Below are 24,209 nucleotides of genomic sequence, written 5' to 3' on the forward strand. Positions count from 1 at the left end.
GCCTACCAGCTCCCCGAGGCGCCGCCGCCGCCGAAGCTGCCGCCTCCTCCGCTGAAGCTGCCGCTGTCGCTCGAGCTCGAACCGCTGCTCCAGCCGCCGCTGCCGCCCGACCAGCCTCCAGAGTAACCACCGCCGCGCCGGCCAACGGCCGGACCGCCGGAATTCAATCCGCCCAAAATCATCGCTGCGACAAAGGCGAACAGGCCGAGCACGACGGCCGTGGCCATCGAACCAACCGCCATCCAGGCGAACACACCAACGATGCCGCCGGTCACGGCCGAACCAAGCAGCCGTCCCAGCATCGCACGCAGGAACCCGGCCACCATGATAACGACAAAGATCGCAACCGGATTGGCCAGATCGACAAGGTTCTGCGCCTGCCAGTGCTCGGGCTCCGGCGCCGGCAGCTTCTCGCCGTCGATCACGCGGATCATCCGGTCGACGCCCGCGGAGACACCGCCGGCGAAATCGCCGGCCTTGAACTTCGGCGTGATGACCTCGTCGATGATGCGGTGGGCGACAGCATCGCTCAGCGCGCCTTCGAGGCCGTAGCCGACCTCGATGCGCAGATGGCGGTCGTTCTTGGCTATGACGACCAGTGCGCCGTCGTCGATCTTCTTGCGCCCGAACTTCCAGGCCTCCGCGACGCGGATCGAGAATTGCTCGATGGTCTCCTCGCCCGTGGTCGGCACGATCAGCACCGCGATCTGGCTGCCCTTGCGGGTCTCCAGCTCCTTCAGCTTCGCGGTCAGCGCGGCGATATCGCCTGAGGACAGCGTCCCGGTCTGGTCGACGACACGGCCGGTGAGCGGCGGCACCGCGACGTCGGCGAACGCCGGAAACACCCAGCCCAGCAGCAGCGCGAGCAGGATCGTGCGTGCGGCGGTCATCGCGGGGAAAATCCCGTCACCGCTATTTCGACGGCGCCGGCGTCGGATTGAAATCGACCTTCGGCGCGGTCGAAATCTCCCTCTCGTTCTCGACGGTGAAGTTCGGCTTTTCCTTGTAGCCGAACACCATCGCGGTCAGGTTGTTCGGGAAGGTGCGGATGCCGACGTTGTACTCCTGCACCGCCTTGATGTAGCGGTTGCGCGCCACCGTGATGCGGTTCTCGGTGCCTTCGAGCTGGGCCATCAGGTCGCGAAACAACGCGTCCGATTTGAGCTGCGGATAATTCTCGGTCACCACCAGGAGCCTGGAGAGCGCGCTGGTGAGCTCGCCCTGCGCCTGCGTGAATTTCTGGAAGGCGTTCGGATCGTTCAGCACCTCTGATGTCGCCTGGATGCTGCCGACCTTGGCACGCGCATTCGTCACCCCGAGCAGCACGTCCTTCTCCTGCTGCGCAAAGCCCTTCACCGAGTTGACGAGGTTTGGCACCAGGTCGGCGCGCCGCTGGTATTGATTCACCACTTCCGACCAGCTCGACTTGACCTGTTCGTCGTTGGTCTGGATCGCGTTGTAGCCGCAATTGGTCAGGCTCAAGGTCGCCAGCGCTGCCAGCACGGTCCAAAGCTTGCGCATGAAAATCCTCCACGTGGAATTCTTGGTCACCGTAGCAGATCGTTCCCGCCGGGTAATCCCGCGAACACGGCCTCGGCCTCATTTTTGCGGCGGATCGCTCTTGCCTATCCGTCCGTTCGCCGTTCATCATGGGTTCAAAATCGATCCTGGGGAGGATCCATGACAGCAACACAACAATTCGAGACGATTGCCGTCGAACGGCCGGAGCCTGCGATCGCGCGGATCGTGATGAACCGCCCCGAGGCCCGCAACGCCCAGAACCTGCAGATGACCTACGACCTCAACACCGCCTTCGACGAGGCGGTGCAGGACGACTCGGTCAAGGTCATCATCCTCGCCGGCAACGGGCCGCATTTCTCGGCCGGCCACGATTTGCGGCCGGGAGCCAAGAATCAGGCAGGCGTCGATTTTCCACCGGTCGGAAATTGGGGCGGCTTCGCCGAACCGAACGCGCATGGCCGCTTCGCGCGCGAACAGGAAATCTACCTGCAGATCACGCGGCGCTGGCGCAATTTGGCAAAACCGACGATCGCGGAGGTGCACGGCAAGTGCATCGCCGGCGGGCTGATGCTGGCCTGGGCCTGCGATCTCATCGTCGCGAGCAGCGATGCCGAGTTCTGCGACCCCGTGGTCACCATGGGCGTCTGCGGCGTCGAGTGGTTCGTGCATCCCTGGGAGTTGGGCGCGCGCAAGGCCAAGGAGATGCTGTTCACCGCTGATATCTGGAGCGCCGACGAGGCGCACCGCCTCGGCATGGTCAATCACGTGGTGCCGCGCGGCGAGCTCTCGTCCTTCACCCTTGGGCTCGCGCGCAGGATCGCGACCAAGCCGTCGTTTGCACTGAAGCTGAGCAAGGAGGCGGTCAACCGCTCCATCGACATCATGGGGCAACCCGCCGCGATCGATCAGGCCTTCGCGTTGCATCAGCTCTGCCACGCGCACAATCTGCAGGAATTCGGAATGGTGGTCGATCCCGCGGGTCTCCATCCCTCCGTCAGAAAAACCGCCAACGTGAAGTGACCAGATGGACCTGACCTTAAGCGACGAGCAGCGCCTGCTGCGCGAAAGTGCCGAGCGCTTCGTAACGGAGACGTTTACGGCCGAACACCGCAAGAAGGCCGCGAACGATCCGCACGGCTTTTCGCCCGCGATCTGGAAGCAGTTCGCCGAGCTCGGTTGGCTCGCGCTGCCGATCAGCGAAAACCATGGCGGACTCGGCGGCGGCGCGATCGAGATCGGGATTCTGATGGAAGCCTTCGGGCGCGGGCTGGTGTCCGAGCCCTATCTCTCCACGGTCGTGATCGGCGCCGCGCTGGTCGCCGCATGCGGCAGCGAGGCGCAGAAGCAGGCGATCCTGCCTGATGTCGCGGAAGGCACGCTGTATCTCGCCTTCGCGCATTCGGAGCGCGCTGCGCGCTTCGATCTCGGAAAGGTCGAGACGACAGCGACGAAGACCGCCGACGGCTGGCGGCTCAACGGCCACAAGATTGCGGTGCTCGACGGCGCGGCCGCGAACCAAATCATCGTGTCGGCCCGTGTTGCCAACGCCAACGGAGCGTCCGGCAAGCTCTGCCTGTTTCTCGTCCCCGCGGGAACGCCTGGCCTTACGCTGCGCGATTATGCGCGGCTCGGCGGCGGACACGGCAGCAGCCTCGAGCTGAAGGATGTCAAGCTTCCCGCCGACGCCCTGCTCGGCGACGGCAGCGATGCGCTGCCGGCGATCGAGGCAGCGGTCGACCGCGCGCTGGCCGCGCTTGGCGCCGAGGCCGTCGGCATTATGCAGACGCTGCTCGACACCACGCTCGAATACACCAAGATCCGAAAGCAGTTCGGCCGGCCGCTGTCGGCCAACCAGGTGATCCGCCACCGCCTCGCGGACATGGCGATGCAGTGCGACGAGGCACGTTCGATGGCATTGCGCGCGGCGCTGATGGCCGATGCCGAACCGGTCGCCCGCGGCCGTGCCGCCTCCGGGGCCAAGGCCAAGATCGGCAAATGCGCCCGCTTCGTCGCCGAGCAGTCGGTGCAGCTCCACGGCGCGATGGGTGTCACCGAGGAGCTCGACATCGGCTCCTATTTCAAGCGCCTGCTTGCCTTCGACACGCTGTTTGGCGGCAGCGCCCATCATTATCGCCGCCACGCCGCGCTCAGCGGCCGGGCGCAAGCGTAACGGAGAGCGCAAGATGGATCTCACCTTCAGCGCCGAAGAGCGCGCCTTCGAGAAGGAAGTCCGCGACTTCATCGCTGACAACCTGACGCCGGAATTGAAGCGCGCCACCGCGCTGACCCCGTCGGTGTTCTCCGACCCTGATATCGGCATGGCCTGGCAACGCGCGCTGCACAGGAAGGGCTGGGGCGCGCCGGGCTGGCCGGTGGACCATGGCGGCCCGGACTGGACGCCGGCGCAGCGCTGGATCTTCGAGGCCGAATGCGCCCGCGCCGGCGTGCCCAATGTGAACGTGATGGGCGTGAAGATGGTCGGCCCGGTCATCATCGGCTTCGGCTCGCCGGAGCAGAAGAATTTTTATCTGCCGCGGATCCTCTCCGGCGAGGACTATTGGTGCCAGGGCTATTCCGAGCCGGGCTCGGGCTCCGACCTGTCGTCGCTGAAAACGCGCGCGGTGCGCGACGGTGACGACTACATCATCAACGGAACCAAGATCTGGACCACGCATGCGCATCACGCTAACCGCATGTTCGCGCTGGTGCGCACCAACGAGAGCGAACGGCAGCAGGACGGCATCAGCTTCATCCTGATCGATATGAAGACGCCGGGCATCACCACGCGCCCGATCCTGACCATCGGCGGCGACCACGAGGTCAACCAGGTGTTCTTCGACGACGTCCGCGTGCCGGTGGCAAATCGCGTCGGCGAGGAAGGCAAGGGCTGGACCTATGGCAAGTATCTGCTCGAATTCGAGCGGGGCTCCGGCATTGCGTCGGCAAAACTGCGCGATGCCCTGAAGACGATCTCCGATCTCGCAGGCTCCGACGTCACCGGCCGCGCTATCGACGACCCCGATATCGCGCTGCGGATGTCGGAGGTCGAGGTCGACATCGATGCGCTCGAGATGACCGAGCTTCGGGTGCTTTCGGCGTTGCAGACCGGGCAAAATCCCGGCGCGGTGTCGTCACTTATAAAACTGCGCGTCAGCGAGATCCGCCAGGCGGTGACGCGGCTCGGCGTCGACGTGATCGGCAATGACGGGCTTGCGGTCGAGCCGGCGCGGCCGTTCTACCGGCTGAACCACGAACCGGCGATCCCCGAGGAGCTGCTGCCGGTGGTGCCCGAATATCTCAACGGGCGGGCGTATACGATCTTCGGCGGTTCGTCGGAGATCCAGCGCGACATCATCGCGAAGATGGTGCTGGGGTTGTAGGCCAACACCACCCTTTTCGTCATGGCCGGGCTTGTCCCGGCCATCCACGTCTCGTTGTCCGCCAAGCAAGACGTGGATGCCCGGCACAAGGCCGGGCATGACGGGCCTCTTGCTATTATGCCCCCGCCTTCGCGTCGCGGATCGCCTGCCAGATCTTTGACGGCGTCAGCGGCGTGTTGAGCTTGACGATGCCCAGTTCACTGAGCGCATCCATCACGCCGTTGGTGATGCAGGGCGGGCCGCCGATCGCGCCCGACTCGCCGCAGCCCTTCGAACCCAGCGGATTGGTCTTGCACGGCGCGGAGGCATCGAGCGTGACTGACATCGGCGGGATGTCGTCGGCGCGCGGCACGCAATAGTCCTGGTAGCTCGCGGTGAGAAGCTGGCCTTCTTCGCTGTAGGCCACGCCCTCATAGAGCGCCTGGCCGATGCCCTGCGCGACGCCGCCATGGATCTGGCCGGTCACCAGCATCGGATTGACGGCGACGCCGACGTCGTCGACCGTAGTGTAGCGAACGACCCGCGTGATGCCGGTCTCGGGGTCGATCTCGACCTCGCAGATGTGGGTGCCGTTCGGCCAGCTCGGCCCGTCGACCTCGCCCTCGCTCTCCACGGAGAGCTTTGCGCCACTTTCCTTCTTCGCGATCTCGAACAGGCTGACTTGCCGGTCGGTGCCGACCACGGTGAGGAAGCCCTCGCGATATTCAATGTCCTCGACGCCGGCCTCCAGCATGTTGGCGGCCTTCTCGCGCGCCTTGTTGATCATGTCGTTGGTGGAGACGGCAACCGCGGTGCCGCCGACGAACAGCGAGCGCGAGCCGACGCTGCCGAAGCCGGTGGCCAGATCGGTGTCGCCCTGCACCACGTCGATCTTGTCCATGGGAATGCCGAGCGTATCGGAGACCATCTGGGTGTAGGTGGTCTGCAGGCCCTGGCCCATCGCCATAGTGCCGGACCAGAGGATGACGCGGCCTTCGGCGGTGGCGTGCAGCGAGACCTTCTCGGTGTGGGCGCGGCCGCCGGTCCATTCGATGTAGCTGGTCAGGCCGCGGCCGTAGAGCAGGCCTTTCTTCTTCGCCGCCTTCTTGCGCGCGGCAAAGCCGTTCCAGTCGGCGAGATCGGAGGCGCGCTCCAGCATATGCGCAAAGGCGCCGGAGTCGTACACCTGGCCGACCGCGTTGGTGTAGGGCAGCTGCGCCGGCTTGATGTAGTTCACCTTGCGGATGGTGCGCGGGTCCATGCCGATCTGGCGCGCAGCCGCATCGAACAGCCGTTCGACGATGAACACCGCCTCGGGCCTGCCGGCGCCGCGATAGGCGCCGACCGGTGCGGTGTGGGTCATCACCGACTTCACCTCGAAATGCACCAGCGGCAGGTCGTAGACGCCGGTCTGCACGAACGGACCGAGCACCAGCGGGATGATGTTCGCCGTTCCCGATGAATAGGCGCCGGTGCCGCCGATCGAGCGCACGCGATAGGCCAGCACGCGGCCTTTGGCGTCGAGCGCAAACTCGCCAGTCGAGGTGAGGTCGCGGCCATGGGTGCCGCCGACGAATTCGTCGGTGCGATCGCCGCGCCAGCGGATCTTCTTGTTCAGCTTGATCGCGGCATAGGCCACGATGCCGTCCTCGGGATAGAGACTGGTCTTCTGCCCAAAACCACCGCCGATGTCGCCGACCAGCACGCGCACGCTGTCCTTCGGCCGCTTCAGGATGGATTCGGCGAGCAGGTCGCGGGTCGAGCCCGGCGTCTGCGACTGCACATGCAGGAGCAGCCGCCCGGTCTTCTTCTCGATCTCGGCGATCGTCGAGCGCGGCTCCATCGCCGACGGCACCAGGCGCTGGCTGACCAGGTCGAGCGACACCCGGTGCGCGGCGCTGGCAAAGGCCGCCTCGACCTTGGCGGCATCGCCATAGCTCATCGCGGCAACGACATTGTCGGGCGCTTCCGGCCAGACCGCCGGCGCGCCGGGCTTGGTCGCCTCGACCGGATCGACCACCGAGGGCAGTACCTCGTAGTCGATCTCGATGGCCTCGGCCGCGGTCTGCGCCAGCACCCGCGAGGTCGCGACCACGGCCGCGACCGCCTCGCCGGCATAACGCACCACCTCATGCGCCAGCAGGCGCCGCGGCGGCACGGTCATCGGCTTGCCGTCCGGCCGCTTGAAGATCGCGAGCGTCGGCAGCGTGCCGATGTCGTCCTTGACCAGGTCGGCGCCGGTATAGACCGCCTCGACGCCGGGCATCTCCAGCGCCGCCTTGGCGTCGATCGACTTGATGTTGGCATGGGCGTGCGGCGAACGGAGCACGTAGAGCCAGAGCGCGCCCTCCTCCGGCTTGTCGTCGATGAACTGCCCCTTCCCGGTGAGCAGTCGCTGGTCTTCCAAACGCTTGACTGGCTGTCCCGCACCAAAACGCATATTGCCGGGAAGAATGTTCATCAGGTGGTCCTTCGAGCTTCCAATAATTCGGCCGGGGTTTTAGCGGATTTTCGGCGCGAGACAACATGCCCCGGGACGACGTCATGCGCCTTATGCAACCCGCAAGTCCGCATCAGCCGAGGTCCCGCAGCGCCGCCTCGACCACCTTGCGCTGCTCGGGCGAGAGCGGCGCCTGCGGCGGCACGGGGTCGCCGACGTCGTAGCCCTGGATCGCAAGCCCGGCCTTGATGCAGGCGGCGAGGTTGAAGCGGGCAAAGGCCTCGTTGATGCGCCACAGCTTCCGCTGGAGCCCCATCGCCTCGTCCCAGCGGGCGCGCCGGCAGAGGTTGTAGAGCTCGACGCTCTGCCGCGGGACGATACAGGCCGGGCCCGCCATCCAGCCATGGCCGCCGATCAGCATCACGGCGGCGGGAATATGGGCGGAGGCCGAGAACACTTTGATGCTGTCGCCGCAGCGGTTCATGATCGACAACAGCCGCCCGGTATTGGTCGAGGCGTCCTTGATGTAGCCGATCCGCGGATGGGTGGCGAGCCGGCCAATGACGTCCAGCGTCAGATCCGAGCGCTGGAAATTCGGATTGGTATAGATGACGACGGGAATATCGACCGCGTCCGCGATGGCGCGGAAATAGGCTTCCACCTGCGCGTCGCCGACCGGAAAATACGCCTCCATGATCGCGAGGATGCCGTCCGCGCCCCGCTTCTGATAGGCCTTGGCCTGCGCCACCGCATCTGCCGTCGTGGTCGAGGCGACACCGGCGACCACAGGCACCCGCCCCTGGGCCGCCTCGATCGTGGTTTGCACCACCTGCGCGCGCTGCGCATTGTTCAGATAGGCGAACTCACCGGTCGAACCGAGCGGCGTCAGCCCGTGCACGCCGGCCTTGATCAGATCGTCGCAGAGCCGGCCCAGCACCTCGGTGCGGATATGGCCGGCAGGGTCGACCGGGGAGACCAGATACGGGAAGACGCCGTGGAAATCAGCCATTTGCGAGCCTCGTGGACGGCGACACATAATCGGGATCGTGCGCGAAGGGAAGCGGCACGCCTGCACGTAAAGCACGCAACACGGCGGCAAAATCAGTCCTGGCCCGGAAGCCGAGCAGGCGCTCGGCCTTGCCGGGATCGTAGATGCGGCCGATCGTTTTCGGCAGGTGCCAGCTGCGCCGCGCAAACAGCGCCGGCGCCTCGGGGAAATAGCGCGCGATCACGTCAGCCGCGTCCGACTTCAGCGTGGCGACGTCGTCGCGCGCGAACGGCGTCGGCGCGCTGATGACGAAAATCTCGAAGCCGCTCGCCCTCTCGAGCGTGACGCCGTAGATGTTGCGCGGCTCGAGCGGTCCCGTCGTCTCGTCGAGCCAGACTGCGGCATGGCCGTCGCCGTCCCGGATCGCCTGCGAGATCATCAGCGACGTCGTCGAGGTCATGACGAAGCGGTCGTGACCGGCGGCAACCGCCGCCTGCAGCAGGTTCAGCGTGCCCGACACATTGGCGTCGACAAAGGCTTGCGGCGGGAAGCGAACGATATCCGGTTTGTGCAGGGCCCCGGCATGGATCACGGCCTCGATGCTATGATCGGCAAACACCTTGTCGATTACCGATCGGTCGGCGACGGAGCCGATGACATCGGTCGCCTCGCCGGCAACCACGTCGAGGCCGACCACGACATGGCCCTCCTGTCGCAGGCGCGGCGCGAGAAAGCGCCCGAGCCAGCCGGAGAAGCCCGTCAACATCACCCGCATGACGTCAGTCCCGCCCGGCCTCAGAACACCCTGGCGATCGCGGCCTGCGCGTCGCCCTGGATCTGCTTGAGATGATCCGGCCCGCGGAAACTCTCCGCGTAGATCTTGTAGACGTCCTCGGTGCCGGAGGGGCGCGCGGCGAACCAACCGCTGTCGGTCTCGACCTTGATGCCGCCGAACGACTGGTCGTTGCCCGGTGCCTTGGTCCTGACCGCGCGCACGGGATCGCCGGCGAGCTCCTTCATCTTGAGCTGGTCGGGGCCGAGCGCCTTCAGCGCGCTCTTCTGCTTCGGTGTCGCCGCGACATCGATGCGCTCATAGAAGGGAACGCCGAGCTCGGCCGTGAGATCCGCGAACAGCTCGCTCGGGTCACGGCCGGTCTTCGCGATGATCTCGGCGGCCAGCAGGCCGAGAATGATGCCGTCCTTGTCGGTGGTCCACACCGAACCATCGCGCTTGAGGAACGATGCGCCCGCGCTTTCCTCGCCGGCAAAGCCGAACGCGCCGCTGCCGAGCCCCTCGACAAACCATTTGAAGCCGACCGGTGTCTCCACAAGCCTGCGGTTCATCTTTTTCGCGACGCGATCGATGATCGAGCTCGACACGATCGTCTTGCCGATCGCGGCACTCCCGCCCCATTGCGGACGGTGCGCAAACAGATAGGCGATCGCGGTGGCGAGGAAGTGGTTCGGGTTCATCAGCCCGTTCGAGCGCGTGACGATGCCATGGCGGTCGGCGTCGGTATCGTTGGCAAAGGCGACGTCGAACCGGTCGCGCATCTGGATCAGGCTCGCCATCGCATAAGGCGACGAGCAGTCCATCCGGATCTTGCCGTCCCAGTCCGCCGTCATGAAGCGGAAGGTCGGATCGACGGCGTCGTTGACGATGGTCGCCTTGATCCCGTAGCGCGCGATGATCGGCTGCCAGAAATGCACCGCGGCGCCGCCGAGCGGATCGACACCGATCTTGACGCCGGCCGACTTGATCAGCGCCAGATCGACGGTGTTGCCGAGATCGGCGACATAGGGCGTGATGTAGTCGTGGAGATGCGTGGTCGCAGCCTTCCGCGCGCGCTCATACAGCATCCGCGCGACGCCCTTGAGGCCGGCCTCGATGTAGCGATTGGCATTCTTCTCGATCACAGAAGTGACGTCGGTGTCGGCCGGCCCCCCATGCGGTGGATTGTACTTGTAGCCGCCGTCTTCCGGCGGGTTGTGCGACGGAGTGATGACGACGCCGTCGGCAACGCCCGCGCTGCGGCCCTTGTTGTAGCTCAGGATCGCATGCGAGATCACCGGCGTCGGCGTGTAGCCGGCTTGTGCATCGATCATGATCTCGACGCCGTTGGCGGCGAACACCTCGACCGCGCTCACGAGCGCCGGCTCGGCCAACGCATGGGTATCGATGCCGATGAACAGCGGCCCGGTCAGCCCGGCGTCGCGGCGATAGTCGCAGATCGCCTGCGTGGTCGCGAGGATGTGGTCCTCGTTGAAGGAATTCCTCAGCGACGAGCCGCGATGGCCCGACGTGCCGAACGCGACGCGCTGGGTGGGATCGGAGGCGTCGGGCTTGCCGGCGAAATAGGCCGTGACGAGACGTGGCACATTGGCAAGCGAGGCGGGATCGACGGGTTTGCCGGCGGCGGGATGTGGTGCAGTCACTTGACCTCTCAGAACAGGTATCGCCAGCCCATCAGCGCAAATGAGTGATGCCTCGCCCTGCTACCATGATGGCTTATCCCCAATCAAGCCGAGGGCATTTCGTTCCTCGCCGAATGCGCCGCGAGGCGTCACGACACGTCGATCTGCTGCACCTTCTCGCGGAGTTCGTCGACCAGCACCCGCTTATTCTCGGAATAATCGATCGGAACCACGACGAGATGGACGCCGCCGCCGGCGAAGGCGCGCTCCAGCGTCGGCACGATCGCATCCGTGCTCTCGATCCGCGATCCCTTGGCGCCGTAGCTCTCGGCATATTTGACGAAATCCGGATTGCCGAAGGTGAGACCGAAATCCTGGAAGTGATCGACCGCCTGCTTCCAGCGGATCATGCCGTAGGCCGAATCCTCCAGGATCAGGATCACGAGATTGAGCTTGAGGCGGACGGCGGTCTCCAGCTCCTGCGAGTTCATCATGAAGCCGCCGTCGCCGCACACCGCGAGCACCCTTGTGTTCGGATAGAGCATCGCCGCCATCATCGCCGACGGCAGCCCCGCGCCCATCGTCGCAAGCGCGTTGTCGAGCAGCAGCGAGTTCGCCAGCAGCGTGCGGTAGTTGCGCGCGAACCAGATCTTGTACATGCCGTTGTCGAGCGCAACGATGCCATCCGCGGGGATCACCTGCCGCACATCGTGCACGATGCGCTGCGGCGTCGGCGGCCAGTGGCCTTCGGTGGCCCGGTCGGTGATCCTGGCGAGGATGCCTTCGCGCAGGCTGACGAGCGCGCTGGCGTGAGGCAGCTTTCCGGCTACGCGATCCGCCAGCAATGCGAGGCTCGGGCCGACGTCGCCGATCACCTCACATTGCGGAAAGTAGACCTGTTCGACATTCGCCGCCGTGTAGCTGACATGGACCACCTGCGGCCCCTTCGGCCCCATGATGAAGGGCGGCTTCTCGATCGTGTCGTGGCCGATCGCGATGATGAGGTCGGCGCGATCGATCGCCTCGTGCACATAGTCGCGCTCGCTGAGCGCCGCGGTCCCCATGTACAAATTGGTGCCGCCGGAGACCGTGCCCTTGCCCATCTGGGTGGTGAAGAACGGGATCTGGGTGCGGCGGACGAAGTCGCCGATGCCGGCGGTGCTGCGCGGGCGCGAGGCCGCAGCGCCCAGCATGATCAGCGGGCGCTGCGCCTTCAGGATCATCTCGGCGGCGCGGTCGAGGGCCGCCGCATGCGCCACCGGGATCTCGATCGGATGCGGCGGTATCATGGCCACCGGCTCCGTCTCCTCGCCCGCGATATCCTCCGGCAATTCGAGCAGCACCGGGCCCGGCCGCTCCTGCATCGCGATCCGGAACGCATCGCGAACCAGGGTCGGGATGGTCGCCGGGCCTATGATCTGCAGCGACAGCTTGGTCAACGGGCGGAACGTTGAGACAATGTCGACGATCTGGAACTTGGCCTGCCGGCTGCTCATGATGCCCTTCTGCCCGGTGATCATCACCATCGGCATCGCGCCGAGCAGCGCATAGGCAGCGCCGGTGGTGAGATTGAGCGCACCGGGCCCGAGCGTCGTCATGCACACGCCGGGCTTTCCGGTGAGGCGGCCATAGGTTGCCGCCATGAAGGCCGCCGGCTGCTCGTGACGGGTGACGATCAGCTTGATCGAGGATTTGCGCAGGCTCTCGACGACATCGAGATTCTCTTCGCCGGGAACGCCGAACACCCGCTCCACGCCCTCGTTCTCGAGGGCAGCGACCAGCAAATCAGACCCTTTGACCATTTCAGCCTCGCATGTTCGACCGGATGCTGCCCGGCAAGCATAGCTGCCTCACGCAGCCCGTGGGAGTCCCCTACGGTTTGCGCGCCTTGATCCAGGCATCGACCGCGGGTAGCGCGCGCGCCTTGAAGTCGGCCGCAACCGCGATCGATTCCAGCGCCCGCGCCGTCATCACGCGCCCGCCGCTGGTGGACTGCGCCGGCGCAAAGCCTGCAAGTTCCGCGGCGTGGGCGTCGTCGGTAAAATTGGTCATGAAATTGGGGACGAACTGGTCGCGGAAGCTCGGCCCCTGCCGCGCGAGCAACGTATCGAAATTCGCCCGCACGAAATCCCAGGCCAGCTGCGGCTGCTCGGCGGTCGATGCAACGGTGCCGATCATACCGGTGACGATCGTGCCGGGCAGTTCGTCGGTCAGAGTGAGTGCCAGCGTGGCGCGGGCGAGCGCGGGGTCGCGGGCACTGGCAGCGGCATAATAGTAGCGCAGGCGCTCATTGGTCACGGTGCTCTTGCGCGCGAGGGCGAGCAGCGTGTCATAGGTCGACTGATCGGCGGTCACACCGACGACATGGGCGACCGGGTCGCGCAATGCGTTGGAAAGCGTCTTGGGATCCTGCAGGAAGGCCGCGAACCGCCGCCGCGCCTCGGCAATGACGGTATCGTCGCCGAGGTCGCCAAGCATGCGGATCAGGCTCGCGCGCAACAGCGCCGTGTCGTCGTCACCAGCGCCACCGCCATCCCAACCAAGCCGGTCGAGCAGTGGGCGCAGCATGGCACGCGCATAGGCCTGGATCACCGGCCGCTCGCCGCGGTCGCGCGACAGCCGGTTGAGCACGGCAAGCGACGAGATCACCTGGTCCCACACCGCGCGATGGTCGCTCGTATCAAGCGGATCAAGCAGCGCGAGATAGGACGACGGCTCAGCGCGGCCGGCCTGCACCAGCGCCCAACTGTCGGTGACGATGTTGAGGCGGTCGTCGATCGACATCTGAGCGAACGCCTTCACCAGCGCGGCGCGGCTGTTCGGGCCGTATTCGACGCGGCAGTAGCCGATATCGCCGAGATTGACCTTGACCGCCTCACCGCAGGCGCCCGCCGGAATGTCGGCGCTGCCCTGCAGCAGCATCTCCTCCGGCGCCGTGCCGCGCACCAGCCCGACCGCGACGGGAATCTGCCAGGTGCGCGACGGCAGCGCTGCCGCGCTCTTCGGCGCGATCACGAAGCGGTCCTGCCGCAGCGTCATGCGCTGGGACGCGCCGTCGCAGATCGTCTCCGCCACGATCAGGGGCACGCCATCCTGCTCGGTGAAGGAGGCGGCGACGCCGGCGATCGTCTTGCCGGCGGCGCTCTCCAGCGCATGCCAGAGATCGGCGGTGGTGCTGTTGCCGTAGGCGTGCGCAGCCATGTATTTGCGGATGCCGTCGCGGAACGCGTGCTCGCCGAGGTAATTCTCCAGCATCCGGATCAGCGCCTGGCCCTTGTTGTAGGTGATGGCATCAAACGCGGTGGTCGCCTCGCTGTGGTCGGCGATCGGCTGCTGGACCGGATGCGAGGTGCGCCGCGCATCGAGGCCCATGGCGAATTGCTTCTGGCCGTAACCATTCAGCCAGCTCTGCCACTGCGGATAGAACTGCGCCGAGGCCTTGGTCGCCATCCAGCTCGCGAAACCCTCGTTGAGCCAGAGATTGTCCCACCAGGCCATGGTCACGAGGTCGCCGAACCACATATGCGCCATCTCATGCGCGATGATGGCGAAGATGCCGCGCCGCGCGGACTCCGCGTTGGTCGCGGGATCGAACAGCAGCCGGCTCTCGAAAAAGGTGATGCCGCCCCAATTCTCCATCGCACCGCCGAACCCGCCGGGCACCGCGATCAGGTCGAGCTTCGGCAGCGGGTATTTCACACCGAAATAGTCGTTGTACCAGGCGAGCAGTTTGACCACGCTGTCGAGCGCGAAGCGCCCCTGCCCGCTCTTGCCGGCCGTCGTCACCACGCCGATCGTCACCCCGTCGGCATCGGCCGTCGCCTGTTCCAGCTCACCGACGGTGAGCACGAAGAGATAGCTCGACATTGTCGGCGTCGGTGCGAACGAGACCTTCTTCAGGTTCTCCGCGACCGGCTCCTCCTGTGCGACCGGCATGTTGCCGACCGCCATCATGTTGCGCGGAATCGTCACTGACAGCGCAAAGGTCGCCTTGAATGCAGGCTCGTCCCAGCATGGAAAGATCCGCCGCGCATCGGCGGGCTCGAGCTTGCTCGAAATCAGCCGCTTGATTCCCGCATCGGTCGGATAATCGACGGAGAACAGCCCGGTACCGAACTTGTTGATCTGCGCCGTGAATGCGATGCGCAGCGTATGGCGGCCGGCTGCAAGCGGCTTCGCGAAGGTCAAGGTCGCTGTCTGTGCGACGGCATCGGTCGATACCTCCGCGCGCTGCGCGCCGTCATCGATCATCGCCACCCCGAACGTGGTATTGATCGCGTTCAGCGTCAGCTGCGCCGTCGGCTCGCGCACCTCGATATCGACGGTTTCGACACCAGGCAGCGCAAGGCTTGCGAAGTCCGGCGTCAGCTCGATCGCATAGCTGAGCGGGATCACCGTCTTCGGCAGCTTTCCGGGCGTGCCATCGAAGGAAAATGTCGGTTCGGCACGCGCGCCTGCGGTCGCAGTCAGCAGCAGGGCGGCCGCGGCGAGACGACGCAGCAGCGTCGATCGGATGTGATTGCGGTGGCTGTTCATTGCGTGTGGTTCACGGGAGGCGTCGATATCGTCGAACGCCATTCCAGGAACGAATGACGCCGCGCACAATCTAGGAGAGAACGTGACGCGGCGAAACTGACAACTGCGCGACCCGGCGGTCGTCCGCGGCTACGCCCATGTTGCCCAACAATGGCAGGAAAGGTTAGCTTGGGTGGATTTCCGCTTGCTGCCGTCCCGATGCAGGTGATGACCGCCGAATGACAGCAAAATTTCTGATCACGATCGGACTCATTGCGGCGCTGACGCCGGCCTGCGCGGCTGATGATCCGGACGGCGCGCCGCTTGAACTGACCTTACCCGTGACGACCGATCCGGCGATGATCCAGTGCCGCAAGATTGGAATGCCGGAGGCATCATCGCTATCCTTCCTGCCCTTGCACCGGACCTTCCACGACGATTTCGATGAACATCCGCTGTCGGGCGGACGTTGGGTGCCGCACTATGCCGGAGGAGCCGCCTGGCCCGAGGCCCGCTACTGGGGCGGCGACGGCTCTGACTTCAAGCGCAAGACCAGCGCCAATGGCGAGCAGCAGATCTATGTCGATCCGCGCTACGCCGGACGCGGGACGGCGCCGCTCGGGCTCGACCCGTTCCGGATCGAGAACGGCGTGCTGTCGATCGTGGCCCGCCGCACACCACCCAACCTGAAGGCGGTGCTGTTCAACAATGAATACACATCCGGCATCCTGACGACCCAGGGCAAGTTCTCGCAGTACGGCTATTTCGAAATCCGCGCCAAGATCCCGATCGGTACCGGCGTGTGGCCGGCATTCTGGCTGCTTGCCGATGACGGCGGCTGGCCGCCGGAGATCGACGCAGTGGAAGGGCGCGGACAGCGACCCGGCGACCTCGTGATGACGACCCATTGGCGGATCCCTGCAACCGGCCGCATTGAATCCTGCGGCTTCGACTTCGCGGTATCGGGCGCCGAGGCCGATTTCCATAACTACGGCGTACTGTGGCAGCCCGATCGCCTGATCTATTTCATCGACCGCAGGCCGGTGTCCGACATCAGGGTACCGATCGGCTTCGACGACCCGATGTACATGATCGTGAATCTGGCGATGGGCTCGAAGTTCTTCGGCGGCGTCGGCTTCGTCGATGCCGAGTCGCCGGTGACTGTTTCGTTTGAGATCGACCGCATCTCCGCCTACCAGATCGACATGACCCCGACGGGAGCAAGTAATGTCAGATGAATTCTCGCGTCGGCAATTTGCCGGGCTCGCAGGCCTCTCCGCGCTCGGCCTGACGGCGCCGGCGCTGGCGGCCGAGAGCGCCGCCAACCCGGTCGCGGCGGCGAGCTTCCCCGACGGCTTCGTCTGGGGCACGGCGACGTCCTCGTACCAGGTCGAGGGCGCCGTCAACGAGGACGGCCGCGGAAAATCGATCTGGGACACCTTCAGCCACACGCCGGGCAAGATCGAGGACGGCAGCAATGGCGACCGCGCCAACGAGCACTATCACCGCTACAAGGGTGACGTGCAGCTCATCAAGGATCTCGGCGCGAAAGCCTATCGCTTCTCGATCGCCTGGCCGCGGATATTTCCTGACGGCACCGGCGCGGCGAACCCGAAGGGCCTCGACTTCTACAATCGTCTGGTCGACGAATTGCTGGCGAACGGCATCACCCCCTATGCCACGCTCTATCACTGGGACCTGCCGCAGGCGCTGCAGGACCGCGTCGGCGGCTGGCGCTCAAGCGATACGTCGAAGGCATTCGGCGATTATGCCGGCTATGTCGCAGAACGGCTGACCGATCGGGTAAGGAACATCTTCACGGTGAACGAGGTCGGACGTTTCCTCTACTTTGGCTATGGCCTCGGCATCGATGCGCCCGGGCTCACGCTGCCCGATGCAGAAGTCAACCAGGCGCGCCACCACGTCGCGCTGGGACATGGCCTTGCGGTACAGGCGATCCGCGCCAGGGGACGCCCCGGAACGCGGGTCGGCTTCGCCGAGAACATCACGGCCTGCGTGCCTGCGATCAACACGCCGGAAAATATCCGCGCCACCGAAATGGCGACGCGCGAGTTCAACTCGGGCTTCCTTGGTGTGGTGCATGAAGGCAAGTACACCGAGGGCTTCCTGCAATATGCGAGGGCAGCAGCGCCAAGGTTCACCGCGGAAGAGCTCAAGATCATCTCGCAGCCCATCGACTTCGTCGGCCTGAACATCTACGCGCCGCAATATTACATCGTCGCAACCGACCGCGCTCCCGGCTGGCGGCCGCTGCCGATGCCTGCGTCGTTTCCACACATGAATTCCGAATGGCTGCGAATTGCGCCGGAGGTGATCTATTGGGCGCCGCGAATCGCCGCGAAGATCTGGAACATCAAGGATATTTACATCAGCGAGAACGGGACGTCGGGAGAGGACAGGATCCATCCAGACGGCCAGATCTACGACCTCGACCGCATCATGTTCCTGCGCAACTATTTGACCCAACTCCAGCGCGCGATCGCCGAAGGCGCGCCGGTGCGTGGCTATTTCCTGTGGAGCCTGATGGATAATTTCGAATGGATCTTCGGCTACGGGAAGCGTTTCGGCCTGTACCGGGTCGACTTCGAGACCCAGGCGCGCATCCCGAAGCTCAGCGCGGCATTCTATCGCGACGTGATCGCGCGCAACGCGATCGGGGTATGAGGCATTGCCTCAAGAGGCCTGGGGCGGCGCGCCGGACCATGCGCGCCTGAGCAGATCGCGAATCCCGCCCTGCTCGATCGGCCGTGGATTCCAGTAGGGATTTTTGGTCGCGAGCTCCGCGGCCTTCTCGATGCCATCTTCGGGCATGCCGATCTCGGCAAGCGAGCGCGGGGCAGCGAGCCTTGCCGATAGTTCGAACAAACCGGCGGCAGCATCGGGCGAACCAAGTGCCCTCGCCGCGCGACCGAGCGCCTCGGGCGCGGCGGGCGTGTTGTAGGCGACGGTGTGCGGCAGCAACACCGCATGAGTCTCGGCGTGCGGCAGGTCGAACAGCGCGCCGACCGTGTGGCAGAGCTTGTGATGCAGGGCCATGCCGACGGTGCCGAGGCAAACGCCGCAGAGCCAGGCGCCGTAGAGCGCGTCCGAGCGCGCATCGATGTCGCGGGGCCGTGCGACCACTTCAGGCAGCGCGGACGCGAGCTTTGCAATGGCCTCCTCCGCCATCAGCGAGGTGATCGGATTGCCGTCCCTGGCGTAGAGCGCTTCGGCCGCGTGCGCGATCGCGTTGAGACCTGATATCGCGGAGAACTTTGCCGGCATCGAGACCGTGAGATTGACGTCATAGATGACGGTCTCCGGCAGGATCTTTGGCGACGATTGCGTCGTCTTGACGCCGTCGACGGTCTCGCCGAGCACCGGCGTCATTTCGGAGCCGGCATAGCTGGTCGGCAGGATGAGTTGCGGCAGGTCGGTGCGCAGCGCGATCGCCTTGCTCAAGCCCGTTGCAGCCCCCGCGCCGATCGCGACCACGCCATCGGGCTTGAGCTCGCGCACCACGTCCATCGCACGTTCCGTCACCACGACCGGCGTGTGCACCACCGCGCCGTCGAACAGGCCGGCCGCGCGGCCGCCAGTCAAGACCGCAACATCGCCGAGCTCGGCCTGCTGCCGCCGCGTCGCCAGCAGCAGCGCGCGCCTGATGCCGAGCCGGTCGAGTTCGTCCGGCAGCTTCGCGATCGTGCCGACGCCGAACACGACCCGCATCGGGCTGACCTGGTAGGTGAAAGGCTGCGACATGGCGAACCCCGCATGGCATTCCGGCTTGTCGCCGGACGACAACGGGTGTTTCACTCACCCGCCGCGCCCAGTCAACCCGCGGCGACCATCACCGGCGGGGCCACCGCCTTGTAGTCCGGCGCGGTCGCGAGGAAGCGCGCATAGGCGTCCGCGTCGGGGGGCGTGAACTTTTCGGCGAGCGGGCTGCGCCGGCGCGCGGACGTGCCGATGTCGGCCAACAGCTCGTCGAAATGCTTGAAATGGTAGGGCGCGACGCAAAGCCCGCCATAGACACCAGCCGCCGGACGTTCGACGCGCTTGAAGCGCAGCATCATCGCGATGTTGTCGTTCATTTCGGCCGCACTCGGTTGCCGCGCGAGTTGGCCGTCCGCATAGCGCACCAGCCAGTTCGCCGCCATGTCGGCGCACAGCACCGTGCAGAAGCTGGAGTTGAAGCCGACGAAGCCCATGTCCGGCAGATCGGGATTGGCGATCAGGCGATACAGCCGGTACTGCCCATCGGGCTCGACCAGTTTGGCCTGATAGCTCGCGGGCAGGAACGGCACGCCGAGCTTGTAGCCGATCGCGAGCACCGCGACATCGGCCGCAACGCGCTGGCCGCCGCTCATCACGATGCTCTTGCCGTCATAATGATCGAAGGTGCCGCGCACCGCCTTGATGCGACCGTCGGCGACCATCGGGTAGAAGCCGGGAGTGGCGATCGGCACCGAGCAATTGACGCCGTCTTCGATCCTGTCCTTCGGCACCATGTCGCACTGCTTCAGCTTGAGCTGCAGCTTCAACATGCTCTCGAGCCCGCGCCAGTTCGCCCAGACCAACGGCTTGGCGATCGCGTGCGCGAGCCGCGACAGCGGCCCAATGCCCCAGCTGCGGAACATCTCCTCCTGCGCGCGGATGTAGAGGATGCGCTTGAAGTTGACGAGACCGCCGACGAAATAGGGAATCCGCCACACCGGCTCGCGGTAGACGATGGTGACCTCGCTGGCGCCGGAACTGACTGCGTTCACCGCGATGTCGGTCGCCGACTTCGAGCCGCCGAGCACGACGACCTTGCGTCCCTTGGCGAGCATCGGATCGCCATATTGCGAGGAATGCAGGATCTGGCCGCCCTGTGCCTTGAAGCCGTCCTCGCCGGCAAGCGACAGCGTTTGCGGCTCGTTGAACTGGCCGGTGCAGACGGCAACGAAGTCGAAATCCTCATGGCCGGTTGCGCCGTCGCTGCCTGCAAGCTCGAGGGTCCAGCCGGGCTTGCCGTCGGCGCGGCGCTTCATCGCCACGACCTTGGTGTTGAAGCGCATCGCGCCGTCGAGCCCGTGCGAACGGGCGTAGTCGCGCAGATAGGCATGGACCTGCGGGCCCTTCGGCCATTCCGGATAGGACTCCGGCATCGCCCGGTCGGTGTAGCGATAGAGGTCCTTCGGGCTCTGGGTCTGGACATCGGGATAGGAGCGCGCCGGCTCCCAGACGCCGCCGAGATCGCCGCTGCGCTCGATGATCGTCACCTTGTGTCCACGCGTGGCAAAGGCCTTGCCGGCGGCGAGGCCCGACACGCCGGCGCCGATGATGCAAACGTGCTTCTGCTTGACCATGAAACCGCTCCGATAAGTGAACTGGCTCATTCCTTGAAGCGCATGCCTTCCCGTCATTGCCGGGGCCTGCCCCCGGCAATTCCTGTATCGCGTGCGCGGTGTCTGAAGTGTCCGCCCGGCGCGGCCGGGCGCTTACTCGTTGGCCTCCGGCGGCAGAAAGTCCACCTCGTGCTCGGCGGAGATCCGCACCACCTCGGCGGGGTCCTGCAGATTGTGCAGCTTCTCGAACAGCGCCTCGAGCTTCTGCATCGGCGACACCCAGAACAGCGCGCGCGCCGGCTTGTCCGACTTGTTGAAATAGCCGTGCGGAATGCCGCGCGGCATGCGGACGAGGTCGCCGGCCTTGGCCTGCACCCAGACGCCGTCGAGCTTGAGGTCGAGCACGCCTTCCTGCACCAGAATGAACTCGTCCTGGGTCGGGTGGATGTGCACCGGTACGAACTGGCCGGGATCGCTGTTGGTTTCGAAGGCGAAGGTCGAGTCGGTCACGGCCTTCGGATAATAGACCTGACCCAGGATGTTCCAGGTCTTGCCGCCATAGCCGGTGCCGTTTCGTGTGATGCCTTTTTCGAGCGTGCCCATGTCAGCCTCCTCCAGATTGAATGCGCATTGCGGAGCTTGAGCCTGTCGCCGGTCCTGATGGCTGTCTAGCCGATAAACGAATCCGCGAATTGGCCGATCATGCTGCAATGCGGCAGCACGCCTGTCCAAAGTCCGCGCACCGCCTGCGCAAGGATCGGGCAGATTGCGCCCGCAAAACCGCGTTCCCCTTTGCCGGCAGATGCACTAGGCTGGCGATGTTTTAGACCTCAAACAACTCCGGACGGCCGGCGTGATTGCGATCAGCGCAGAGGTTTCGGCGAAGGCGCGGCTCAAGGCGTTCGCGCGCGTGTCGACCGCGCGGGTCGACGACGCAGCCGAGGCGATCGGGCGCATCTTCTGTCCGCATGATCTCAAGCCGGTCGATCACTCTGAGCAGGATTTCTGCGCGCTGCACAATTGCGCCGGCTTCGACGGGTTTTCCATCAACTACGTCGCCTATGGCGGATCGGTGTCGATCAATCCGGGCTGCCTCGACCGCTTCTTCCTGCTGCAGATGCCGCTGTCCGGCTCGGCCTCGATCCGGACCGCAGCGCGCGAGCTGGCGACCGGACCGGAACGCGCCGCATCGCTGCTGTCGCCGACGATCCCGACCGAGATGACCTGGCGCGGCGATTGCGCCCAGCTGATCCTGCTGCTCGACCGCAAGCTCGTCGAGCATCGCGCCGCGGCGCTGGGCGGCACGGCGGTCCGGCCGGTCGAATTCGATCCCGCGGTCGAACTGACCGGATCGCTGGGGCGGACGCTCGCGGCGAGAATCGAGCATCTCGTGACAGTCGCCGAACAGCTCGGGCCACAGAAGCGGTTGCCCGCGATCGCGGCGGCCGATTGGCGCGAGGCGTTGCTCAACGCCCTGCTCAACGGTCAGCGGCATAGCCTGAGCGGCGCGATCGATGTCTTCAACGGCCGCGCCGAGAGCCAACCGGCGGCGCTGAAGCGGGCGCGGGCCTATCTGGAGACGCGCGCCACCGAGCCGCTCGACCTCGCCGAGCTCGCCGGCGTCGCGGGCACCGGCATCCGCGCGCTGCAAATCGGCTTCCGCCGCCATTTCGGCTCCACGATCTCGGACATGCTGCTCGACATCCGCCTCGCGCAGCTCAATGCGCGGCTGAAGACGGCGCGGCCGGGCGAGCGGATCGTCGACATCGCCTTCGACCTCGGCTTCACCCATCTGAGCCGCATGGCCAGCGCCTACCGCGCCAAGTTCGGCGAGAGCCCGCGTGCGACGCTGCGGCCGCTGAGCTGAGCCGAAATGCGCCGCGATCGAGCGGCCGCCAGTGCCTGAGCACGACATCTCCTGACTTCCGCACATTGCGCCCGCCGCATCCCGACCACATCTTTGTCGCCCGGGAACGCGCGCCCCTGCCCATCCGGCCAGTATCCGCACCCGCGGCGATATCCCAGATTGATGGAAGCAAAGGAGCTTCCCCATGACCGAACCGACCACCCTTTCCTCACTCTCGTCAGCGCTTTCGGAGACGATCGCGCGCACTGCGCCGGCGATCGTCTCGGTGCATTCGCATCGCCTGCGGGCCTCCGGTTTCGTCTGGAAACCCGGTCTCGTCATCACCGCCGACGAGGCGCTGGCCGACGAAGGCGAGATCGAGATCCAGCTCTCCGACGGCAGCACCAAAGGCGCTGTTATCGCCGGACGCGACCATACGACCGACATCGCGCTGCTGCGGTTCGACGGCGACATCGCACCGGCCAAGCTGTCGGCCACGACCCCGGCGCTGGGATCGCTTGCGGTCGTGGTCGCCGCCGACCGAGGCGCCCCAACGGCACGGCTCGGCATGGTCTCGCTGTCGGGCGCCCCGTGGCGCAGCCTGCGCGGCGGCGACATCGACGCCAGGATCGAGCTGGATGTCCGGCTGCGGCACAGCCAGCAAGGCGGCCTCGCACTCAACACCGACGGCGAGGCCTTCGGGATGGCGGTGCTCGGGCCGCGGCGCGTGCTCACGATCCCGACCGCCACCATCGCGCGGGTCGCGGCCCAGCTCGAGAGCCGCGGCCGCATCGCGCGCGGATATCTCGGCGTCGGCCTACAGCCGATCCGCCTCGACGACGGCATCGGCGCGATGGTGATGAATGTCGACAAAGGTGGCCCCTCGGCGGCCGCGGGAATCCGGCAAGGCGACGTGATCGTCGCCGTCGACGGCGAGAAGCTGTCCGGCGTGCGGGCGCTGTCGCGGTCGCTCGGACCACAGAGCGTCGGCACGACCGTCGACGTGACGGTCCGCCGCGGCGGCGAGCCGATGCAGTTCAAGGTGACGATCGGCGAAAGGCCGGAGACGTGAGCGAGCAAACCACGCCAGACATCGTGATCTCGCTCGAGATCGACGACCCCGTCCTTGCGGACCGGCTGGCGACGCTGCTTGGCGGCGTCGCTGGCCTCCGCCTTGCCGCGCCGGGAGAAGCAGCCGCCGCGGCGATCGTCTCGCGCGATCGGGACGCGGCAGCCTCCCCCGGCGACTTCGAGCTGACGCCGCGCGAGCTCGACGTGCTGGCGCTGCTCGCCGAGGGCGCATCGAACAAGATGATCGCACGACGACTCGGCATCTCGGTCCACACCGCCAAGTTTCACGTCGGCTCGCTGCTCGACAAGCTCGACGCCACCGGCCGCACCGACGCCGTCGCGCACGCGGCACGGCGCGGGGTGATTAATTTGTAGGGGGATGGAGTTGGGCGCCCCGTTCGCGTCATTGCGAGCGCAAGCGAAGCAATCCATGTCTCAACTCGGGGAAAGATGGATTGCTTCGTCGCTTCGCTCCTCGCAATGACGGAGGAAACCTTCCGATTCACATATCAAACAGCCCATTCGCGGTGTCATCACCCGCGAATGCGGGTGATCCAGTATTCCAGAGACGTCAGCGCTTGAGCCGAGAGGCCGCGGCGTACTGGATGCCCCGCATGCGCGGGGCATGACGACTGTGAGGATACACGTCCGCATTCTCGCGACGTGAATCGTCCGAGCTTTGCATCTCGTTCCACCCTCTAAGAGCAGAGGGCGCAGGGAAAGC

Annotated in this window: 19 protein-coding genes; 8 read left to right on the top strand and 11 right to left on the bottom strand. The window is 65.8% G+C overall.

Annotated features, from left to right (window positions below):
- Positions 1-2: 2 nt before the first annotated feature.
- Both ACFFWD_RS27410 and ACFFWD_RS27415 read right to left on the bottom strand, forming a co-directional pair.
- Positions 3-890: a TPM domain-containing protein gene (locus tag ACFFWD_RS27410; RefSeq protein ID WP_376970510.1), complete on the bottom strand. Its 888-nt coding sequence runs from the start codon at positions 888-890 to the stop codon at positions 3-5.
- A gap of 22 nt (positions 891-912) precedes the next feature.
- Positions 913-1,521 (bottom strand): LemA family protein, encoded by a 609-nt coding sequence (locus tag ACFFWD_RS27415; protein ID WP_376970512.1) that lies wholly within the window; start codon positions 1,519-1,521, stop codon positions 913-915.
- 159 nt (positions 1,522-1,680) lie between these two features.
- On the opposite strand from ACFFWD_RS27415, the gene ACFFWD_RS27420 reads away from it, so the two are divergent.
- Genes ACFFWD_RS27420 through ACFFWD_RS27430 form a run of 3 tightly spaced genes read left to right on the top strand, consistent with a single transcriptional unit; the run spans position 1,681 to position 4,901 of the window.
- A complete protein-coding gene (locus tag ACFFWD_RS27420; RefSeq protein WP_376970514.1) occupies positions 1,681-2,541 on the top strand; it encodes an enoyl-CoA hydratase in 861 nt (286 codons plus the stop codon).
- Positions 2,542-2,545: 4 nt separating this feature from the next.
- Positions 2,546-3,691, top strand: a complete 1,146-nt coding sequence (locus ACFFWD_RS27425; protein WP_376970517.1) for an acyl-CoA dehydrogenase family protein — start codon at positions 2,546-2,548, stop codon at positions 3,689-3,691.
- Positions 3,692-3,704: 13 nt separating this feature from the next.
- Positions 3,705-4,901, top strand: a complete 1,197-nt coding sequence (locus ACFFWD_RS27430; protein ID WP_376970519.1) for an acyl-CoA dehydrogenase family protein — start codon at positions 3,705-3,707, stop codon at positions 4,899-4,901.
- Between the two features lie 115 nt (positions 4,902-5,016).
- Here ACFFWD_RS27430 and ACFFWD_RS27435 read toward each other — a convergent pair whose 3' ends face one another.
- From ACFFWD_RS27435 to ACFFWD_RS27460, 6 genes are all read right to left on the bottom strand, one after another.
- Positions 5,017-7,341 carry a xanthine dehydrogenase family protein molybdopterin-binding subunit gene (locus tag ACFFWD_RS27435; RefSeq protein ID WP_376970522.1) on the bottom strand — a complete coding sequence of 775 codons (2,325 nt, stop codon included), beginning with the start codon at positions 7,339-7,341 and terminating at the stop codon, positions 5,017-5,019.
- Between the two features lie 112 nt (positions 7,342-7,453).
- Positions 7,454-8,329 (bottom strand): dihydrodipicolinate synthase family protein, encoded by an 876-nt coding sequence (locus tag ACFFWD_RS27440; protein ID WP_376970525.1) that lies wholly within the window; start codon positions 8,327-8,329, stop codon positions 7,454-7,456.
- Complete coding sequence (locus tag ACFFWD_RS27445) at positions 8,322-9,083, bottom strand: NAD-dependent epimerase/dehydratase family protein (protein WP_376970527.1); 762 nt, start codon at positions 9,081-9,083, stop codon at positions 8,322-8,324. Before ACFFWD_RS27445 ends, ACFFWD_RS27440 begins: the two co-directional genes overlap by 8 nt.
- A gap of 20 nt (positions 9,084-9,103) precedes the next feature.
- Complete coding sequence (gene pgm / locus ACFFWD_RS27450; protein ID WP_376970529.1) at positions 9,104-10,744, bottom strand: phosphoglucomutase (alpha-D-glucose-1,6-bisphosphate-dependent); 1,641 nt, start codon at positions 10,742-10,744, stop codon at positions 9,104-9,106.
- A gap of 128 nt (positions 10,745-10,872) precedes the next feature.
- The gene (locus ACFFWD_RS27455; protein ID WP_376970532.1) at positions 10,873-12,525 is read right to left on the bottom strand and encodes an acetolactate synthase large subunit; all 1,653 of its coding nucleotides are present in this window, start codon (positions 12,523-12,525) and stop codon (positions 10,873-10,875) included.
- Positions 12,526-12,595: 70 nt separating this feature from the next.
- Positions 12,596-15,259 (bottom strand): M1 family metallopeptidase, encoded by a 2,664-nt coding sequence (locus ACFFWD_RS27460; RefSeq protein WP_376970534.1) that lies wholly within the window; start codon positions 15,257-15,259, stop codon positions 12,596-12,598.
- A gap of 218 nt (positions 15,260-15,477) precedes the next feature.
- Between ACFFWD_RS27460 and ACFFWD_RS27465 the strand changes: the two genes are divergently transcribed.
- Together ACFFWD_RS27465 and ACFFWD_RS27470 are read left to right on the top strand one after the other, a co-directional pair.
- Entirely contained in the window at positions 15,478-16,476 is a 999-nt protein-coding gene (locus ACFFWD_RS27465; RefSeq protein WP_376970537.1) for a glycoside hydrolase family 16 protein, read from the top strand.
- Positions 16,466-17,923 (top strand): GH1 family beta-glucosidase, encoded by a 1,458-nt coding sequence (locus ACFFWD_RS27470; protein ID WP_376970539.1) that lies wholly within the window; start codon positions 16,466-16,468, stop codon positions 17,921-17,923. The genes ACFFWD_RS27465 and ACFFWD_RS27470 overlap by 11 nt, the downstream gene beginning before the upstream one ends.
- A 9-nt stretch (positions 17,924-17,932) precedes the next feature.
- Here ACFFWD_RS27470 and ACFFWD_RS27475 read toward each other — a convergent pair whose 3' ends face one another.
- From ACFFWD_RS27475 to ACFFWD_RS27485, 3 genes are all read right to left on the bottom strand, one after another.
- The gene (locus ACFFWD_RS27475) at positions 17,933-19,000 is read right to left on the bottom strand and encodes a maleylacetate reductase (RefSeq protein ID WP_376970542.1); all 1,068 of its coding nucleotides are present in this window, start codon (positions 18,998-19,000) and stop codon (positions 17,933-17,935) included.
- Positions 19,001-19,071: 71 nt separating this feature from the next.
- Positions 19,072-20,589, bottom strand: coding sequence for a flavin-containing monooxygenase (locus tag ACFFWD_RS27480; protein WP_376970545.1), 1,518 nt, complete (start codon positions 20,587-20,589; stop codon positions 19,072-19,074).
- 132 nt (positions 20,590-20,721) lie between these two features.
- The gene (locus tag ACFFWD_RS27485) at positions 20,722-21,171 is read right to left on the bottom strand and encodes a cupin domain-containing protein (protein ID WP_376970548.1); all 450 of its coding nucleotides are present in this window, start codon (positions 21,169-21,171) and stop codon (positions 20,722-20,724) included.
- Between the two features lie 250 nt (positions 21,172-21,421).
- Between ACFFWD_RS27485 and ACFFWD_RS27490 the strand changes: the two genes are divergently transcribed.
- The 3 genes from ACFFWD_RS27490 to ACFFWD_RS27500 all read left to right on the top strand — a co-directional run bounded on the left by ACFFWD_RS27490 (position 21,422) and on the right by ACFFWD_RS27500 (position 23,860).
- Positions 21,422-22,435, top strand: coding sequence for an AraC family transcriptional regulator (locus ACFFWD_RS27490; RefSeq protein WP_376970550.1), 1,014 nt, complete (start codon positions 21,422-21,424; stop codon positions 22,433-22,435).
- Between the two features lie 184 nt (positions 22,436-22,619).
- The gene (locus ACFFWD_RS27495) at positions 22,620-23,486 is read left to right on the top strand and encodes a S1C family serine protease (protein WP_376970552.1); all 867 of its coding nucleotides are present in this window, start codon (positions 22,620-22,622) and stop codon (positions 23,484-23,486) included.
- A complete protein-coding gene (locus ACFFWD_RS27500) occupies positions 23,483-23,860 on the top strand; it encodes a response regulator transcription factor (protein WP_376970555.1) in 378 nt (125 codons plus the stop codon). Before ACFFWD_RS27495 ends, ACFFWD_RS27500 begins: the two co-directional genes overlap by 4 nt.
- The last annotated feature ends 349 nt before the right edge of the window (positions 23,861-24,209 follow it).

The organism is Bradyrhizobium erythrophlei (genome assembly GCF_042430365.1).
GTDB classification, from domain to species: Bacteria; Pseudomonadota; Alphaproteobacteria; order Rhizobiales; family Xanthobacteraceae; genus Bradyrhizobium; species Bradyrhizobium erythrophlei.

Coding starts and splice junctions, on each gene's coding strand:
- ACFFWD_RS27465 (WP_376970537.1), top strand. CDS start 15,478: ATGACAGCAAAATTTCTGATCACGATCGGACTCATTGCGGCGCTGACG.
- ACFFWD_RS27410 (WP_376970510.1), bottom strand. CDS start 890: ATGACCGCCGCACGCACGATCCTGCTCGCGCTGCTGCTGGGCTGGGTG.
- ACFFWD_RS27455 (WP_376970532.1), bottom strand. CDS start 12,525: ATGGTCAAAGGGTCTGATTTGCTGGTCGCTGCCCTCGAGAACGAGGGC.
- ACFFWD_RS27435 (WP_376970522.1), bottom strand. CDS start 7,341: ATGAACATTCTTCCCGGCAATATGCGTTTTGGTGCGGGACAGCCAGTC.
- ACFFWD_RS27480 (WP_376970545.1), bottom strand. CDS start 20,589: ATGGTCAAGCAGAAGCACGTTTGCATCATCGGCGCCGGCGTGTCGGGC.
- ACFFWD_RS27415 (WP_376970512.1), bottom strand. CDS start 1,521: ATGCGCAAGCTTTGGACCGTGCTGGCAGCGCTGGCGACCTTGAGCCTG.
- ACFFWD_RS27445 (WP_376970527.1), bottom strand. CDS start 9,083: ATGCGGGTGATGTTGACGGGCTTCTCCGGCTGGCTCGGGCGCTTTCTC.
- ACFFWD_RS27420 (WP_376970514.1), top strand. CDS start 1,681: ATGACAGCAACACAACAATTCGAGACGATTGCCGTCGAACGGCCGGAG.
- ACFFWD_RS27475 (WP_376970542.1), bottom strand. CDS start 19,000: ATGTCGCAGCCTTTCACCTACCAGGTCAGCCCGATGCGGGTCGTGTTC.
- ACFFWD_RS27470 (WP_376970539.1), top strand. CDS start 16,466: ATGTCAGATGAATTCTCGCGTCGGCAATTTGCCGGGCTCGCAGGCCTC.
- ACFFWD_RS27485 (WP_376970548.1), bottom strand. CDS start 21,171: ATGGGCACGCTCGAAAAAGGCATCACACGAAACGGCACCGGCTATGGC.
- ACFFWD_RS27460 (WP_376970534.1), bottom strand. CDS start 15,259: ATGAACAGCCACCGCAATCACATCCGATCGACGCTGCTGCGTCGTCTC.
- ACFFWD_RS27495 (WP_376970552.1), top strand. CDS start 22,620: ATGACCGAACCGACCACCCTTTCCTCACTCTCGTCAGCGCTTTCGGAG.
- ACFFWD_RS27425 (WP_376970517.1), top strand. CDS start 2,546: ATGGACCTGACCTTAAGCGACGAGCAGCGCCTGCTGCGCGAAAGTGCC.
- ACFFWD_RS27440 (WP_376970525.1), bottom strand. CDS start 8,329: ATGGCTGATTTCCACGGCGTCTTCCCGTATCTGGTCTCCCCGGTCGAC.
- ACFFWD_RS27430 (WP_376970519.1), top strand. CDS start 3,705: ATGGATCTCACCTTCAGCGCCGAAGAGCGCGCCTTCGAGAAGGAAGTC.